Origin of the sequence: Novipirellula artificiosorum (assembly GCF_007860135.1) — a bacterium.
Lineage (GTDB): Bacteria > Planctomycetota > Planctomycetia > Pirellulales > Pirellulaceae > Novipirellula_A > Novipirellula_A artificiosorum.
Genome location: NZ_SJPV01000008.1, coordinates 66,225 through 82,173 on the forward strand (window position 1 = coordinate 66,225; position 15,949 = coordinate 82,173).

Annotated in this window: 12 protein-coding genes; 6 read left to right on the forward strand and 6 right to left on the reverse strand. The window is 54.6% G+C overall.

The features are described from left to right. Nucleotides 1–3: 3 nt before the first annotated feature. The gene (locus Poly41_RS20760; protein ID WP_146528655.1) at nt 4–375 is read right to left on the reverse strand and encodes a DUF971 domain-containing protein; all 372 of its coding nucleotides are present in this window, start codon (nt 373–375) and stop codon (nt 4–6) included. 11 nt (nt 376–386) lie between these two features. Further along, the gene (locus Poly41_RS20765; protein ID WP_146528656.1) at nt 387–1,673 is read right to left on the reverse strand and encodes an acyl-CoA synthetase family protein; all 1,287 of its coding nucleotides are present in this window, start codon (nt 1,671–1,673) and stop codon (nt 387–389) included. Between the two features lie 434 nt (nt 1,674–2,107). On the opposite strand from Poly41_RS20765, the gene Poly41_RS20770 reads away from it, so the two are divergent. The 3 genes from Poly41_RS20770 to Poly41_RS20780 all read left to right on the forward strand — a co-directional run bounded on the left by Poly41_RS20770 (nt 2,108) and on the right by Poly41_RS20780 (nt 6,180). Next, complete coding sequence (locus Poly41_RS20770) at nt 2,108–3,352, forward strand: prepilin-type N-terminal cleavage/methylation domain-containing protein (RefSeq protein WP_146528942.1); 1,245 nt, start codon at nt 2,108–2,110, stop codon at nt 3,350–3,352. A gap of 263 nt (nt 3,353–3,615) precedes the next feature. Further along, nucleotides 3,616–4,866 carry a DUF1559 family PulG-like putative transporter gene (locus Poly41_RS20775; RefSeq protein ID WP_146528657.1) on the forward strand — a complete coding sequence of 417 codons (1,251 nt, stop codon included), beginning with the start codon at nt 3,616–3,618 and terminating at the stop codon, nt 4,864–4,866. Nucleotides 4,867–4,971: 105 nt separating this feature from the next. Next, nucleotides 4,972–6,180 (forward strand): DUF1573 domain-containing protein, encoded by a 1,209-nt coding sequence (locus tag Poly41_RS20780; protein ID WP_146528658.1) that lies wholly within the window; start codon nt 4,972–4,974, stop codon nt 6,178–6,180. 229 nt (nt 6,181–6,409) lie between these two features. Here Poly41_RS20780 and sucD read toward each other — a convergent pair whose 3' ends face one another. Continuing rightward, on the reverse strand, nt 6,410–7,288 hold the full coding sequence (sucD, locus tag Poly41_RS20785; RefSeq protein ID WP_146528659.1) for a succinate--CoA ligase subunit alpha: 879 nt from the start codon (nt 7,286–7,288) through the stop codon (nt 6,410–6,412). Between the two features lie 93 nt (nt 7,289–7,381). After that, on the reverse strand, nt 7,382–8,566 hold the full coding sequence (sucC, locus tag Poly41_RS20790; protein ID WP_146528660.1) for an ADP-forming succinate--CoA ligase subunit beta: 1,185 nt from the start codon (nt 8,564–8,566) through the stop codon (nt 7,382–7,384). A gap of 288 nt (nt 8,567–8,854) precedes the next feature. Here sucC and Poly41_RS20795 point away from each other — a divergent pair, with 288 nt between their 5' ends. After that, nucleotides 8,855–11,041: an FdhF/YdeP family oxidoreductase gene (locus Poly41_RS20795; protein WP_146528661.1), complete on the forward strand. Its 2,187-nt coding sequence runs from the start codon at nt 8,855–8,857 to the stop codon at nt 11,039–11,041. Nucleotides 11,042–11,057: 16 nt separating this feature from the next. Here the strand turns inward: Poly41_RS20795 and Poly41_RS20800 are convergent, their stop codons facing one another. Further along, nucleotides 11,058–12,692: an ABC transporter permease gene (locus Poly41_RS20800; protein WP_146528662.1), complete on the reverse strand. Its 1,635-nt coding sequence runs from the start codon at nt 12,690–12,692 to the stop codon at nt 11,058–11,060. Nucleotides 12,693–12,703: 11 nt separating this feature from the next. Further along, entirely contained in the window at nt 12,704–13,795 is a 1,092-nt protein-coding gene (gene epmB, locus Poly41_RS20805) for an EF-P beta-lysylation protein EpmB (protein ID WP_146528663.1), read from the reverse strand. Between the two features lie 67 nt (nt 13,796–13,862). On the opposite strand from epmB, the gene efp reads away from it, so the two are divergent. Further along, complete coding sequence (gene efp, locus Poly41_RS20810) at nt 13,863–14,432, forward strand: elongation factor P (RefSeq protein WP_146528664.1); 570 nt, start codon at nt 13,863–13,865, stop codon at nt 14,430–14,432. Between the two features lie 8 nt (nt 14,433–14,440). Then, nucleotides 14,441–15,790 carry a magnesium transporter gene (gene mgtE / locus Poly41_RS20815; RefSeq protein ID WP_146528665.1) on the forward strand — a complete coding sequence of 450 codons (1,350 nt, stop codon included), beginning with the start codon at nt 14,441–14,443 and terminating at the stop codon, nt 15,788–15,790. Nucleotides 15,791–15,949 lie beyond the last annotated feature (159 nt).

The following is a 15,949-nucleotide window of genomic DNA, read 5'->3' on the forward strand; positions in this document are numbered from 1 at the left end:
TCGTCATTCCATCTCGATCTTTTGGCCGGCCAATAATCTCATTGGAAAGATCCCCGACGAGTGCCCATCGCTGAAGGCGATGTTGTAAGCATAGGATCCAACGGGCCGCATCGACTCAATCTGTAACGGGCGCGCTTCCGCGCTACTCAGCACGGGCAAGGGCGTTGGCCCCGGCGTGGCTTTTTTCTCATCGCTCGCTTTGCGTTTTTCCCGGCACGTCGCGCAGGGGCATGCTTTGCGAAGCTCCCCGGCTGTCCATCGGTTCGTTGATCCATCGGTCCAGGTGATTTCGATCGTCGCATCGCCATCGCGAGTGATCGCGGTGGGCGATAGATCGAAAGCGTCAGGGTTCTCTTTGGATTCAGAGGATTGCAAGAAAGGCTCCGTTAGGACAATGGTTTTCGGTTGTCAATCAAGCGGCGTGATTTTGCTTGTGATCGCGGCAGCGAGTTGTGGGGGACCGCCGCGACGTCGATTCGTAGCGCGAGTCGATTTCGCAATGCCGCCGCCAGGACGCTGGCCAGATCGCCAACGCTTTCAATCTCGATTCGCAATTGGTCCATTTCGTCCACTTGATCGACAATCATAAGGTATTCCGCAGCGGCATCGATCTCGCGAAGGATTGCCTCAATGCTGCTTGGGAAAACATTCACACCACGAATCACAATCATATCATCCGCACGCCCGATCACTCCACCGCGGAGCCAGAGAAACGGTGAAGGAGCATCGTGTTTCCGATAGGCTCGAACGATGTCACCCGTGCGATACCGAATCGCTGGACCACCGAGTCGGCCAAGGTTGGTCAGCACCAACTCGGCGAGTTCACCCTCCGCAGCGGGCACGCCTTGGGGGTGATCTTGATCAAACTGAAGCGTTTCCGCAATGAATTCACTCTCGATCACATGAAGACCACCTCCATCGACGCTGCCGACCCCCCACGCACCCAATTCGCTTGCCCCGCTGTGATCGATCACGCGTGCCCCCCAGGCGTCCTCGATTCGTTTTCGCACCGAAGCGATCGAGCCACCCGGCTCCCCGGCCACGATGATACGAGAGACGCGGTTTTCCGTCAGCTCGATCGAACGCTCCTTTGCCACGGCGACTAGGTGCAGCGCGTAGGTTGGCGTACAGCACAGTACGGTACAGTGATAATCATGAATCATTTTGAGGCGAGCTTCGCTCGTCAGCCCACCACCGGGAACGACCAACGCGCCACGCGCGATCATCGCGTCGTTCGCGGTCCAGAAGCCAATGAACGGGCCAAACGAAAAGGCCATCATGGCTATGTCTTTGACGCTCACTTCCGCTGCATCCAAAACGTATTGCCAACAATCGAGCCACCATTGCCAATCGTCGGCGGTGTCGAGAACGGGAAGGGGCCATCCGCTTGTTCCGCTGGTTTGATGGAGACGCGTGTATTGATCCATCGGTAGGTCAAAGATGCACGCGGGGGTCGCAGGGCTAGCGGGGACCAGATCCGCTTTCTCAAGCAGGGGCACTTCCGCAAGTTCATCGAGGGAACGAAGTGGCAGGGAAAGGTGTTGAAGGCGTTGGCAATAAAAGGGGCGGTCCCGGACGGCAGTCAATAGCGCATTGAGCCGAGCAAGTTGGTGTGCTTGAAGTGATTCACGTGTCGCAAATCCCTGCAATCGTGCTGACGGGGTGCCAGTCATGCGGAAACCTTGGTCTTTGTCACTAAAAGGGCGTTTGAATTTGTGAAGTCTGCATGAAGGATTCCATGCCAGCTTAGGTCAGTGTACCACCCAAGACGTTGTCGTGTCGTCATCCGCAAGGATAGCAATCGAGCCATTCTCACGTCGCTTGGTTTAATGCGATCGCCCTTGCATCTCTCGCATGCGATCGTTGCCATTGATGGTGGGGCACGGTACGCCTGCGAAGATCCGATGAAGACTTCGTGAGCTTACCAATTGGCTCTTGCCGCAGCAAAAGCAAACGTTTCAATGGTCACGTGCGACATCGAAATTGATGTCTGCAAGAGGCTTCATCGAACGATCACATCGACTACGTTCGACCTTCACTTTCCTTGATTCCAATGACCATCGAAATGCAAAGTGTCGAGTTTGGCATTCACTCAGAAAGCGAATCGATGACCGCAAACCAACCGAACCTGCTACACGTGAAGTGTTCGTCATCGAGGGGGTTCACCCTTGTTGAGATGATGGTGGTGATTTCGATCATTGGGGTTCTTGCATCCTTGTTATTGCCCGCGATCAACAAAGCCCGCGCAGCGGCTCGTGGCTCGCAATGTCAAAGCAACTTGCGGCAATTTGGGATTGGCTTGACGGCGCGAACCACGAATGACTCCGATGCTGCGTTTTGTACTGGGGACTTTAATTTCGAGCGTGACGGTGTCCCTACCGAGTATGGATGGGTCTCGGATTTGGTCGACCGCGGCATTCTCGTCGGCGAGATGCGGTGTCCGAGCAATCCAGCGACATCCTCTTCGGCTGTCTATCAATTGTTGACGATGGATGTGGGGGATATCGACCTGTCCAACGATTCGAGTTGTCCTTCGTGTCTGCATTGTCTCGAGGGGCGGCGCCTCGGAAGTGTCGCATACGACGATGCGATGGGTGACCGAGTGCTCAATATTGCCCGCGAGATCGTTGAAAACTCGATCACGGATCCGGCGGCTCGAGCCGCGTTGATCGAGCGGAAAATGTTCCAAAAGGGCTACAACACCAACTATGCCGGAAGCTGGTTTTTGTTCCGATCGGAGTTTCGAATCAATAACGATGGGAACGTGGAAGTGAGTGGTGCGTGTGCCGATGGGGTCGCGACGACCGGAACACGAACCGTGATGCGAGATTGGATGTCCGATACGAAAGGGCGCTTTACGACCTTGGGGCCGCTCACGACCAAACGGGTCGATTCAGGGCGTGCTCCGGCCAGCACGGTGCCACTGCTTTGCGATGCGGCAGCCGTTGGATTCCTGGGCACAGAAATTAACGAAACCATACCAGCCGAATCCGCCTACGCTGTCTCGATGGTCGGGCAACCGGTGGCGCTGAGCAGCGGAACGGATTGGGCTTTGTTGGAAGTTCCGCAGTTTCCGTCAACCACTCCGCGTGAGGGGCATGGCGGTTGGCTGCGAGCATGGAACCATGCCACCAAACAAGACTATCGCGGTATGGCTCCGGTGCATCTAGGAGTTGCCTACGTCTTGATGGCTGATGGCTCGATTCATGGACTCGACGATCGCAACGGCGACGGATTCATCAACAACGGCTTTTCTCAACATCCGCAGTACTGGACCAGTGGCGACGTTGAGGCGGGAGACCTTGATCTCGCAAGCTACTACTCGTTGATGTCAAAGGGCAAATCGAATTGATTCAGCAAATTACGGCAAGTCGCCCATGAGGTTGCACTCGCCAGTTAGGGAACCGTTTTTGATGGGAGGGGATTCTATTTAGAACAATTGCATCTTTACGTCTTACAGAACACTTTCGTTACTCGTAGCGTCGGGCTTCGACCCGATGCTCAACGCAAACAAACGCCGAGCGGCGTCGCCACTGCGAGCGAACTGCCGTTCGATCTTCAGATCGTCGCAAGACAACAAGAATTCAACCGATAACAAAAACAGGAAACTTAGAAATGAAGAACTCCCAAAAGGGCTTTACTTTGATCGAAATGCTCGTTGTGATTTCGATTATCGCACTGTTGGCGGCGCTAGCGCTGCCGGCGCTTGCAAAAGCACGCGAAGCAGCTCGCCGTAGCCAATGTTCCAACAACCTTCGCCAATTCGGCATCGGGTTGCTGACGTATGCCGAACGCGACCAAATTGGTCGTCTCTGTACCGGTGCAAGCGACTATCGTCGCGACGGATGCATGGACACGTATGGGTGGGTCGCCGACCTGGTCAACAGCGGCCTTGCCATTCCATCGGACATGCTTTGCCCAAGCAACGGTGGCAAGGGAAGTGAAAAACTGAATGACCTTGTTGGTACCGATACCACCAATGGAAAGGGAACCACTGCGAACCGGCTGAACACCGGCGAGTGTCGTCCCATCTTTGGTTCGACTCCTGTGTTGGTGGCCAATTCGCCTGAGCGTGCACAGCACATTGGCACCAAGTTCATCGAAAAGGGTTACAACACCAACTATGCAGCAGGCTATCACTTGGTTCGCAATGCTCCTTTGACAAGCGGTCAGGGGAACAACATTGTCTTGAACACACGAAGTGGCAACCAGCGAGACTTCAAGCAGCGCGAAGGCACGTTGGGCCCGATCCAATTGTCGATCATTGATGGCAGTCGAATCCCGGCGTCCAACATCGCCCTTCTCGGTGACGCCGGGCCTGGCGATATTGACGAAGCGATGCTGTCGATCACGATTACCGGCAGCAATGGCGAAGAGTTGTTGCCTCAAGGGATGCTTCTCACCGAAGCGTTCAATGACGGACCTGCCTACGTCAATGGTGCCGGTTCCATTGATTTGGCCAAGCAAGATGCCGCTGGATTGGCGGACGTCTCGTTGCCGATCCGCAACCAAATGGTTTGTGAAAAAGGGCAGCCGACGATCACGCGTTGCTTTGATTTCCCTAATGGTGTCGGGCCGACCGGCAAAGGTGGGAATAACCTGTACCTCCAAGATACGCGTGACTGGTTCGCACTGCACGGTGGAATCGCCAATATCTTGATGGCCGACGGTGCGGTCAAGCAGTTCTATGACGGTAACAATGGCGACGGCTATCTGAACCCGGGATTCCAATTCCCCAATGGGGTTTCGCCGAACCCGCAAATCAGCGGTTATGCCGACAACGAAGTGGAGATCGCTCCGAACGAAATGTTCAACGGGCTGTTTATCGATGAAATGATGATGAAGGGGACCTTCGAAAGCAACTAGGCTTGTTGCCAACGGCTATCGTCCCGCGAGTCGCACTCGCGGGACTCTTGGGCTGCGGCAATCCCGGCTGCAAACTCCTGATGACACATTCTAAGAATACCGATTATGCTCTCTCTTCGATCCACTGGCTCGCGAATGTTTCTTGGCGGACTGAGTGTCTGTATGGCATTCGGCTTCGCGATTTCACTTGGAGCCGTCGTCAAGAACAAACCCTACGGAGTTCCTGACCATCGGCGTGCCGAGTTTGAGCAGAAGCTTCGATTGCTGCGACAAGAGCAACTCGCGATTGAAGATGCGAAAAAAAATTCATCGCCTCGCGTCCTTGTTGAACAAGCAACGTTCGACTTTGGCTTTCTTGCTCCCGGTACGAACGGGGCGTCCCACGACTTCGTTGTCAAGAACGTCGGTGAGGGTGATCTGGTCTTGTCTTCGGGGGGAACCAGTTGCAAATGCACGATTGCTGAAATCGAAGACCGAGTGGTTCCAGCGGGTCAGTCCAGGTCGGTTCGGGTCGTGTGGAATGTTGGTGCGGAGGTGACGGATTCTTATCAACAGACCGCATTGATTGAGACAAATGATCCTACGCATGAAACCATCGAATTGACCGTTCAGGGGCGAATTCGATCGAAATGGTCGGTGCAAGCCGAGGATCTGATGCGATTGAAGGGCAGCATTGGCCAGCCACTCGAGTTCTCTTGTGTGCTGTATAGCCAATTGTTCGACGACTTCGTCGTGCTCGATTGGGAAGCATCGTCCGAGAAAATTCAGGTGGAGGTTCAGCCGATCGGGGATCTTCAGCGAGTTTCGCTTCATGCTCGATCGGGTTACAAAGTGAACGTCGTCTATGCTGCACCTGCCTACGATGCGAGTCCCTTCGACGAGACCATTCGATTGAATGTTTTCGATATGAAGAGCGAAGAAACCGAATGGATTGAAGTGCCGTTTCGAGGTCGGTTTGGTAAGCCACTCGTGTTTCACGGTCCCGCCCTCGATACCTCGGGGTTGGATCTGGGGACGATTGAGATCGGATCCAACAAGGAGTGGTCGTTCTTCGTTCGATTTAAAACCGATGATCGGGTGACCGATCCGTACATCAAATCGATTTCACCCGAGGGGCTGCATGCCGCGATCGAGCCGATCGAGCGAGTCAAAAACACCTATCGCGTAACCCTCCGTGTCGCTGACGATGCGGTGCCAACGCGTTTTCGGTTTGACAAGCAAGGGTTTGTGGAAGTCGCCGACCGTGACCATCCCCGTCGAAGCGACTGGATGCCGCTGTTCGGAGAGTTCATCGCCAAGTTGCAGTCGCCTTGAGGGTTGCCGCAAATTTGTAGAACGGACTCTCCGTCCGTTATTTGTTGACCAGAATGACGGACGGGAAGTCCGTCCTACCCAATGCTTAGCGGTGCCAAACTGCTAGTGGATCGTCAGCATTAAATACTAGGGTAGTGGATTTCGCCAGACATCCGTAGCTCAAATGTTCTTAGGGACTTCTGGCGAAGTCCACTACGTCCCAACTCGCAGTTTTAAGCTTGACGGTCCACTAGTTCGCCTTTGCGATCGCATCGACGACGGCTTGGCCCATGTCAGAGGGAGTGGGGGCAACGACGATTCCCGCTGCTTCGAGGGCGGCGACTTTTTCGACGGCCGTTCCCTTGCCACCACTGATGATGGCTCCGGCGTGGCCCATTCGTTTTCCCGGAGGTGCGGTGCGACCTGCGATGAATGCGGCAACAGGTTTGGTCACATACTCTTTGATGAACTCGGCTGCCTCTTCTTCGGCCGAGCCACCGATTTCGCCGATCATCAAAATGGCTTCAGTTTGATCGTCTTCCTGGTAGAGCTTCAAGAGGTCGATGAAGCTGGTGCCGACAATCGGATCGCCACCGAGTCCAACACAGGTGCTTTGGCCCAGTTTCAAATTACTGGTTTGCCAAACCGCTTCATAGGTCAACGTGCCGCTACGGCTCATCACGCCGACTTTACCTTTTTGATGAATGTAGCCTGGCATGATGCCAATTTTGCACTCACCAGGCGTGATCAAACCGGGGCAATTGGGTCCGATCAACACCGAACCACTCTCGCGTACTTTGCGGTAAACGCGAACCATGTCGAGGACGGGGACGAATTCGGTAATAGCCGCAATCACTTTGATTCCCGCATCGACCGCTTCGATGATCGCATCGGATGTGAAAGCGGGGGGGACGAAGATCATCGTCGCGTCGGCACCGGTTTGCTCGACCGCTTCTTCGACCGTGTCAAAGACGGGAATGCCTTCGACGTTCTCGCCACCTTTACCCGGCGTGACGCCGCCGACCATCTGGGTGCCGTATTCTCGGCATCCGAGGCTATGAAAGGTGCCAGCATTACCGGTGATGCCTTGGCAAATGACTCGCGTGTTGCCGTCAACCAGGATACTCATGACAGAATGTATTGGATGTGAAGAGGAATGGAGTTTTATAGAGGGGAGCCGATCAGGCGTCACCTGAAAGGAAACAGCAGCAGCGATCCGGACCTACTGGACGGCAGCGACGATCTTCTTTGCCGCATCGGTGATGTCGACGGCGCTGATGATGTCAACGTCGCTCTCTTCGAGCATTTTGCGGCCTTCTTCGACTTCCGTTCCTTCGAGACGGACAACCAAAGGCACTTTAAAGCCGATCGTTTTACTTGCCTCGATCAACGCTGCGGCAATCGTTGTACAACGAGCAATTCCACCAAAGATGTTGACCAACACGCCTTTGCAGTTCGGATCGGACAACAAGATTCGAAACGCTTCGGTCACTTGTTGAGCATTCGCACCACCGCCGACATCGAGAAAGTTCGCTGGGTTACCGCCGTGGTACTTGATGATGTCCATCGTCGACATCGCCAATCCGGCACCATTGACGAGGCAGCCGATGTTGCCATCCAGTTTGACATAGCTCAAACCCGCATCGCTAGCGCGAACTTCGCTGGGCTCTTCTTCCGACCAATCACGCAAGTCGAGTAAGTCCTTGTGGCGGAACAGGGCGTTGTCGTCAAAAGTGATCTTTGCGTCCAAAGCAATCATCTTGCCATCACCGGTGATCACCAGCGGGTTGATTTCGACCATCGAGCAGTCGTAGTCGACGAAAAATTGGCCAACCGCTTTGAAGAACTTGGCTGCCGATTTTGCACCTTCACCCGAGATCCCCAGTTTCTTGCAGAGCTTGCGAACTTGAAAGGCATCGATCCCATAAGCAGGGTTATAGCGTTCCTTGAAAATCAGCTCTGGGTTTTTCTCAGCGACCGCTTCAATCTCCACGCCCCCTTCGGTACTGACCATCAAGACAGGCTTGCAAGCGGCTCGGTCGATAATGATTCCTAGGTACAATTCGCGAGCGATATCGCAACCGGCTTCGACAAAGACTCGATTGACGGTTTTGCCTTCGGGGCCCGTCTGGATCGTGACCAATTTCTTATCGATCAAGCCTTTGGCGGCGGCACGAGCTTGTTCGGCCGATTTGACAATCACGACCCCTTTTTGTTCGGGGTTATCGATCACGGTTCCTTTGCCGCGACCGCCCGCATGGATTTGGGCTTTCACGACCGCGATCGGGCCGCCTAGCTTTTTATAAGCCGCCGCAGCCTCGTCGGCTGTACTGGCGACGATTCCGTCCAAAACGGGGACTCCAGCTTGGCGGAACAGTTGTTTGCCTTGAAATTCGTGAATTTTCATCGACGTGCAGGTGGCTTTGGGGGACGCAGAGGATGGGAACGATTCAGTCGAAAAGGATCCGAGATGGATCGAATATACGCATCAGGCAAGTCACAAGGAACCATAGGAGCAACGCAAAAACGATCGGCAGCGGGCATCGATTGCTCGAAGGTCAGGGAACGCAACCGTATCAAGTGGGCCAGCCTTCCCTTAACATAGCGGAAACTCCAGCGCGTCGGGCTCTTCAAACACCTCCGTTATTAACCCACGCGAGACGTTTCGACGGGATGCTTGAAAGGATAGGGACTCATGACGGTCGGAAGTGGCGGCGGATTTCGCGCGATCCAATACACTTGGATTAAAGGACGCGAAGCAGGCGGTTTTTGGAAACTCTTCCAAGCCCTTCGCAGTCGCAACACGTGTAAGACCTGTGCGCTCGGCATGGGGGGCCAAAAAGGGGGCATGGTGAACGAAAAAGGGGCGTTCCCGGAAGTCTGCAAGAAGAGCATGCAGGCAATGGTCGCCGATATGCAACCGGGGATCGAGCCGACCTTCTGGGCCAAGACGTCGATCGCCGCGCTGCAGCAAATGTCGCCTCGCGAACTCGAAAATCTCGGCCGATTGGTCCACCCGATTCGCTACCAAACAGGGTCGGAGCACTTCGAGGTGATCTCTTGGCAGCAGGCGTTCTCGTCGATCATTTGCAAGCTGAAAGCGACCGCGGCGGATAAGTCGTTTTGGTATTTCAGCGGACGCAGCAGCAATGAAGCCGGTTTTCTATTGCAATTGCTCGCACGCGTTTACGGCACGAACCATATCAACAACTGCAGCTATTATTGCCACCAGGCAAGCGGTGTGGGATTGATGTCGACCATCGGTAGCCCAACCGCAACGATCGTGCTCGATGATGTCGATCAAGCCGACTTGGTCTTCTTGATCGGCGGGAATCCTGCCAGTAACCACCCGCGGTTGATGACCACGCTGATGCATTTGCGCAGGCGTGGTGGAAAGGTGATCGTGATCAACCCCGTTCGCGAGACTGGGTTGATGAAGTTCCGTGTGCCAAGTGATCCGATTTCGCTTGTAATGGGGACGAAGATTGCCAGCCACTACGTGCAGCCTCACATCGGTGGCGACCTCGCGTTGTTGTGGGGGATTGCGAAGTCGGTCAAGCAGGCGGGGACCTTGGACGATGCCTTTCTTGCGAATCATTGCCGACATCGCGAATCCTGGCTCGCTGCGATCGATCAATTGAGTTGGCAGGAGATTGAACAAAAGTCGGGCGTCGCTCGAGGCGAGATCGAAACGATTGCGGAGGTGTACGGCCAATCCAAACACGCGGTATTTGCGTGGACCATGGGCATTACCCACCATGCCCATGGCGTCGACAACGTGCAAGCGATCGCATCGTTGGCGATGTGTCGTGGCATGATCGGCCGACCCGGGTGCGGGATGATGCCCATTCGAGGCCACAGCAATATTCAAGGGATGGGGTCGGTCGGCGTCACCCCCAATCTACGCAAGCAGATCTTTGAATCGTTGCAGTCCAAGTTCAACCTCACGCTTCCCACGTCGCCCGGCAAAGACACCATGGCTTGCATGGAAGCGGCCAGCAACTCTGAAATCAGCGTTGGTTTTTGCCTTGGAGGCAACTTGTATGGCTCGAATCCCGATTCGAAGTATGCAGCGGAGGCGTTGTCGCGGCTCGAGATGAATGTGATGTTGAGCACCACGATGAACACAGGTCATGTGCACGGCTTGGCGGGTGAAACCATCATCTTGCCAGTTCTCGCTCGTGATGAGGAACCCGAACCCACGACGCAAGAATCGATGTTCAATTTTGTTCGCATGAGTGACGGTGGACCGCGAAGGCTGCCTGGGCCGCGAAGCGAAGTCGAGGTGATTGCCACCATCGGAAAAGGATTACTGTCCGCTACGCCAGGGATCGATTGGGATGCGATGCGTCATACCGCGACCATTCGCCAATGGATTGCCGCGGTGGTTCCTGGTTACGAGAAAATCGCGGCGATGAATGAAACCAAAGAAGAATTTCAAATCGCGGGGCGGACGTTTCATCAGCCGGCTTTCCATACCGCCGATGGTCGTGGCGTTTTGCATGTTCATTCATTGCCACCGCTCAAGGGAACCGGCGATCGACAATTGCGATTGATGACGGTTCGCAGCGAAGGTCAATTCAATACCGTGGTCTACGAAGAAGAAGACGTTTATCGCAATCAGGAGCGGAGGGATGTGATTTTGGTGCATCCCGAGGATGTCAAACGGATGAACTTCGTGCATGACCAACGGGTGACCGTCAAAAGCGATACCGGAGAAATGACGGGCATTTTGGTCCGAGCATATGAAGCCATTCGACCGGGTAACGCTTTGATGTATTATCCCGAAGCCAACGTGCTTGTTTCGCGATGTCTCGATTCGAAGAGCAAGACGCCCGCGTTCAAGGGGGTGGTGATTGAGTTAACCGCGAGCGGGAAATGAGTGAGCGAAATGCAATTCATTCGGACAATCCGTTACGCGAACGTAACCGAGCGATCATCGCAAACACCGATGCGACGACCAAACCAAAACTAAAGACAAAGTAACCCGCCACGATGCTCAGGTTGCCGACGTTCGCGGGTTCTTCGCCATCCTCAAGTAGCGCCGCGTCGAGTGGCAACGCAAACGCTGCCGAGAAAGGACTGGTGACGCCAAACCACTCTGCCTTTGCAACCGAGGCGTCAGGAAAGTCGAGAATGGTCATCAGCGAAACGATGGTCGGTGGTCCGACATACAGCACCAACAACACGATGTAGGTGCACATCAACGCGATCGATGTCTTGCGCTGAAACAGCGAGCAGACCAGCGCCACCACGGCATTGACCAAGCAAACCATCGAAACGATCGCGAACATGCCGAAGACACTGCCCAGGTTGCTCCAGTAACTGTAGTTCAGCAGTCCCCCGAGCAGCAGCGGCCAGAGCAGAAAGCAGGTCAACACGGCCGAGATGCGGAAACCGACCACAAACTTTCCCCACAGAATCTGCCACGGTGTGAGCGTGGTGGTCAGTAGCAGATCGAGTGTTTGACGCTCGCGTTCGCTGGTCATGCTGCCCGCCAAGAAAACCGGCCCCACCAGCATGTTGAAGACGATCACATAAAGTGTGAACCAGGCGATTTTCTCATCCAAGTAGAACAAAAAGACCCCCATCAATGGGATCGCTAACAACATGCTGATCTGGATCACCAAACGGAGCATCAACGTGCCTTGGCTAAAAATCTCGCTGTGGATCTCTTTGTCGTAAACGGGGTTCGCACCGTCGGCCATCAGCTCTGATTTTTTGGGGGGAGCGAACAACCGATCGGGAAACTGGTCGGGCTGGATGACCAGTCCAACGGCTTCCTCGGCTTCGCGTTGCAAATCAACGACCTCGTTCCCTTCGCTGCCAACGTCTGGTGGGTACAGCATACGGCCGGCCGCTGCAGCACACATCAAAATCACCCCTGAGAGTGCAAAGGCGGGAATCACGAGCACCGCCAACTTCAGACGTAATTCGCCCTGGCCTTCAAGGGAACGCCAAAATAAGATCGCCAAGATGACCAGTGGTAAGATGATCAAATAGCTGACGACAAGTGAACTGCTGGTTCGTGAAAAGTAACTGCTGCAAAAAACACCGATGGCTCCGAACAGGATCACCGAGACCATCAAGCCAAGGTAGGCAGCGAGCACTTCAAAGACGCTGACCCCACCAAGCGGCAAACACAACACGATGATCGGTAAGGATGCGAGAATCAACATGCCAAGGTGCGTTAGGCTGGCGACCATTTTTCCTAGCACGATAGCGCCAGGACGAAGCGGGCTGGCTAGCAGCATCTCGTAGGTGTGTCGCTCCTTTTCGCCCGTGATCGTACCAGCCGCAAAGCTTGGGGCCATCAACGATGCGATGACGTATTGGCCGAGGAAGAACAAATTGACCAGCTTTGCGGCGGAGGGAGGGTTGCTGGTCAGGTCGAGTCGTTGTTCACTCGGCCAAGCCAACAAAACGACTGCAGCAAGCAGTAGCTGGTACAACGCCAACAGGATGAACGCGCGGTTGGTCCGCAAGTTACCAAGCAGTTCACGCTGCAGCACGGGGTTTTCGAGGATGTACATGGTCGTTCTTTTCAGATTCGGTCCAACGGTGTCTTGGAAGGCTGGCCCGGTTGTTCCGTGACGTAGGTTGGAACAGCGTAGCCAGGCAACCTTGCTCGAATGCGTCTCATCAATTCGAGGCCGTGCTGGATCGGGACTTCAAAGTGCTTTGTACCACGAACACGATCGAGTTGGTGCAGGTAGTAAGGTTGGATTCGATGATCCACCAACCTCGTCATCAGATCCACTAACGACTGCTCATTGGCATTGACGCCGCGAAGTAAGACGGATTGGTTGAGTACGGGAATGCCAGCTTCCACCAGTAGCCCGATCCGGCTTAGGCAAGTTGCGTCGAGCTCGCTTGCGTGGTTCGCATGAATAACGAACCACACCCTTGATCTTAGCGAACTTAAATGATCGCAGAATGCAGGAGTGATACGTTGCGGGATGACGATCGGGAATCGCGAGTGAATACGGATACGGCGAACATGCCCAATCGCATCGATCCGATCGAGCAGTTCGAACAGATTCTCATCGACCAAGGTGAGCGGATCACCGCCGCTGAGAATGACTTCGTGAACGTCAGGGTGCGAGCGAACGTACTGGATCGCAGCTTCCCATTTTTGTCGCTGCCCCCCGAATTCGCCGTAGGGAAATTCACGTCGGAAACAGTATCGGCAATGCACGGCACAGGCACCTGAGGCGATCAGCAGCACGCGACCGTCATACTTATGGATCAATCCAGGGGTGGCCAACGCGTCGCCGTCGCCAACCGGATCCGAGACAAAACCCGAGTGTTGGAGTTGTTCGTCGCTCGTGACCAAGACTTGGCGCAGCAGAGGATCCCGTGCATCCCCCTTTTGGATTCGTCGCAAAAACTCGAGTGGCACGAAGGTCCCAAACTCGTTGCTGTCGCGAGAATCTGACTCTAAGGGCAGTCCTAGCAACTGTCGCAATTGGTTTGTGGATCGAATCGCCCGCCGAAGCGCTGTTTGCCAGTCAACGTTCCAGTCGACCCGATCTGCATCAAAAAGTCGTGATTCTGACGCGGAACCGGGCGGGACAAGACCTGAAAAGGTGGTTAGAATCTTGGCCGGTTGACCGGAAAGGGGGGGCTGGCTCATTCAATGTGTCCGGTGACAACCGATCCTCATAAACACTGTTCTGACTCGTAAAACGGAGCCATCGACTATGGCTACTTATAACACAAGTGACTTCCGTAAGGGGCTGAAGGTCCAAATCGACGGCGAACCCTACATCATGTCGGAAATGATGTTCGTCAAGCCGGGAAAAGGAAACGCTTTCTACAAGTGTAAGCTGAAGAACCTGATTCGCGGCACCACCTTGGACCGCACCTACAAAGGTGGCGATGCATTGGAATCTGCGGATGTCGAAACCACCGAGGTCCAATTCCTCTACCGCCAAGGCGAAGACTACGTCTTCATGCACGGCGAATCGTTCGAACAATTCGAAGTCTCGTCCGACGTCGCGGGTGACATTTGGATGTACTTGAAAGATGGTATGTCTTGCTCGATGACGTTGTACAATGGCAATGCAATTATCGTGGAAGCGCCGAATCATGTGGAATTGGAAGTGATCGATTGTGTGCCGGGTGCGAAAGGTGACACGGCGACCAACGTGACCAAACCTGCCAAAGTTGAAACGGGAGCGGAATTCACGGTTCCCGGGTTCATTAAGATTGGCAACGTGATTAAGATCGATTCCCGGTCCGGAGAGTACATCGAACGCGTTAGCAACTAGGTTCCTCCATGGTCAACACGCTCTTTCTTCCCGAACTTCGCGAGATGTTGGCCGATCATAACGAGGCCGATCTGGTCGAGTTCTGCAATGCGCTGAACCCCGGTCGCACGGCCGAGTTCATGGAGGGACTCAGCAACGAAGAAGCGTGGGAGGTGCTCCAGCACGCTGCGCCGGCACGACGCTCCGAGATCTTTGGTTATTTTGCGGAAGAACGCCAATTGGCGATGCTTCAGCACCACGAACCGTGGCAAGTGGCCGAGTTGGTCGAAGAGATCCCGGCCGATGACCGGGTCGACCTGCTACAAGACTTGCCGGACGAGCGGGTTGCCGAGATCCTTCCGCTGCTGCCGCTCGCAGACCGCAGAAACATTCAGCGACTGCGAGCCTATGCGGAGGAAACCGCCGGCGGTCTGATGACGACCGAAGTCGCGAAATTGGCTCAAACCTTGACCGTTCGCGAAGCCCTCGAAGAACTCGGCCGACAAGCCAGCGAGTTGGAGACGATTTACTATTTGTATGTGGTTGATGAAGACAACATGCTGCGCGGGATTGTGTCGACGCGACAATTGGTTTCCTCGCTGGCCAAGCCGAATCGTACGCTCGGCGAGATGATGGAATCGGATGTGGTCGTCGCGTTGGTGACCGAGGACCAGGAATCGGTCGCCGAAAAAGTTGAGCGTTACAACTTGCTGGCAATTCCCGTTGTCGATTCCGGACGCCGTCTTCTCGGCATCATTACCCACGATGATGTGATCGACGTTGTCCGTGATGAATTGACCGAAGACGCCCATCGTATCGCTGCGGTGGCCCCACTCGAAGATGACTACCTTCGCATTGGCCTGTTTACCCTTACCTGGAAACGAGGGCTCTGGCTGACCATCCTGTTTTTTGCCGCATTGCTAACCGCATTTACTTTGCGTAGCTACGAGGTGGAGCTGGAAAGCTATGCTTGGTTGGTGTGGTTCATTCCCTTGATCATCAGTGCCGGTGGAAACTCGGGTAGCCAATCTGCGACGCTGGTCATCACCGCCATGACCAGTGGAGAGGTGAAGTTTAGCGATTGGTACTTGGTGTTGGTTCGCGAATGCATTGTCTCGGTGGTGCTCGGCAGTTTTTTGGCTTTGATCGGGTTTGGTGTCGCGCTGTTTATCGCTCCAACGGTTCGTGGCGCTTTCGTGATTCCGTTTACGCTGCTGTCGGTCATTGTCTGTGGATGCCTGTGTGGCGCGACGTTGCCGATTCTGTTCAAGCGAGCCGGATTGGATCCCGCCTTGATGAGCAATCCCTTTGTCGCAGGGATCGTCGATATTCTTGGGATTGTGATCTACATCAATGTTGCTCGAGTTTTGCTGGGCTAAGCATCGCGTGAACAACAAGTGACGACTTTGGTAGATGGGGATGAAATGCTCGCTGCAGAGTAAAACCAAGTGATATCTAACTTCCCCTGATTTCACTCGGAGCAACGAGCAATGTCGAAAATAACCTATCACGTCGGACTGGACTATCACCAACACAGC

What these genes read in the sequence shown, in the direction of transcription:
- Poly41_RS20765 (WP_146528656.1), bottom strand. Translation starts at nt 1,673, where the DNA reads ATGACTGGCACCCCGTCAGCACGATTGCAGGGATTTGCGACACGTGAA.
- Poly41_RS20770 (WP_146528942.1), top strand. Translation starts at nt 2,108, where the DNA reads ATGACCGCAAACCAACCGAACCTGCTACACGTGAAGTGTTCGTCATCG.
- Poly41_RS20775 (WP_146528657.1), top strand. Translation starts at nt 3,616, where the DNA reads ATGAAGAACTCCCAAAAGGGCTTTACTTTGATCGAAATGCTCGTTGTG.
- Poly41_RS20780 (WP_146528658.1), top strand. Translation starts at nt 4,972, where the DNA reads ATGCTCTCTCTTCGATCCACTGGCTCGCGAATGTTTCTTGGCGGACTG.
- sucD (WP_146528659.1), bottom strand. Translation starts at nt 7,288, where the DNA reads ATGAGTATCCTGGTTGACGGCAACACGCGAGTCATTTGCCAAGGCATC.
- sucC (WP_146528660.1), bottom strand. Translation starts at nt 8,566, where the DNA reads ATGAAAATTCACGAATTTCAAGGCAAACAACTGTTCCGCCAAGCTGGA.
- Poly41_RS20795 (WP_146528661.1), top strand. Translation starts at nt 8,855, where the DNA reads ATGACGGTCGGAAGTGGCGGCGGATTTCGCGCGATCCAATACACTTGG.
- Poly41_RS20800 (WP_146528662.1), bottom strand. Translation starts at nt 12,692, where the DNA reads ATGTACATCCTCGAAAACCCCGTGCTGCAGCGTGAACTGCTTGGTAAC.
- epmB (WP_146528663.1), bottom strand. Translation starts at nt 13,795, where the DNA reads ATGAGCCAGCCCCCCCTTTCCGGTCAACCGGCCAAGATTCTAACCACC.
- efp (WP_146528664.1), top strand. Translation starts at nt 13,863, where the DNA reads ATGGCTACTTATAACACAAGTGACTTCCGTAAGGGGCTGAAGGTCCAA.
- mgtE (WP_146528665.1), top strand. Translation starts at nt 14,441, where the DNA reads ATGGTCAACACGCTCTTTCTTCCCGAACTTCGCGAGATGTTGGCCGAT.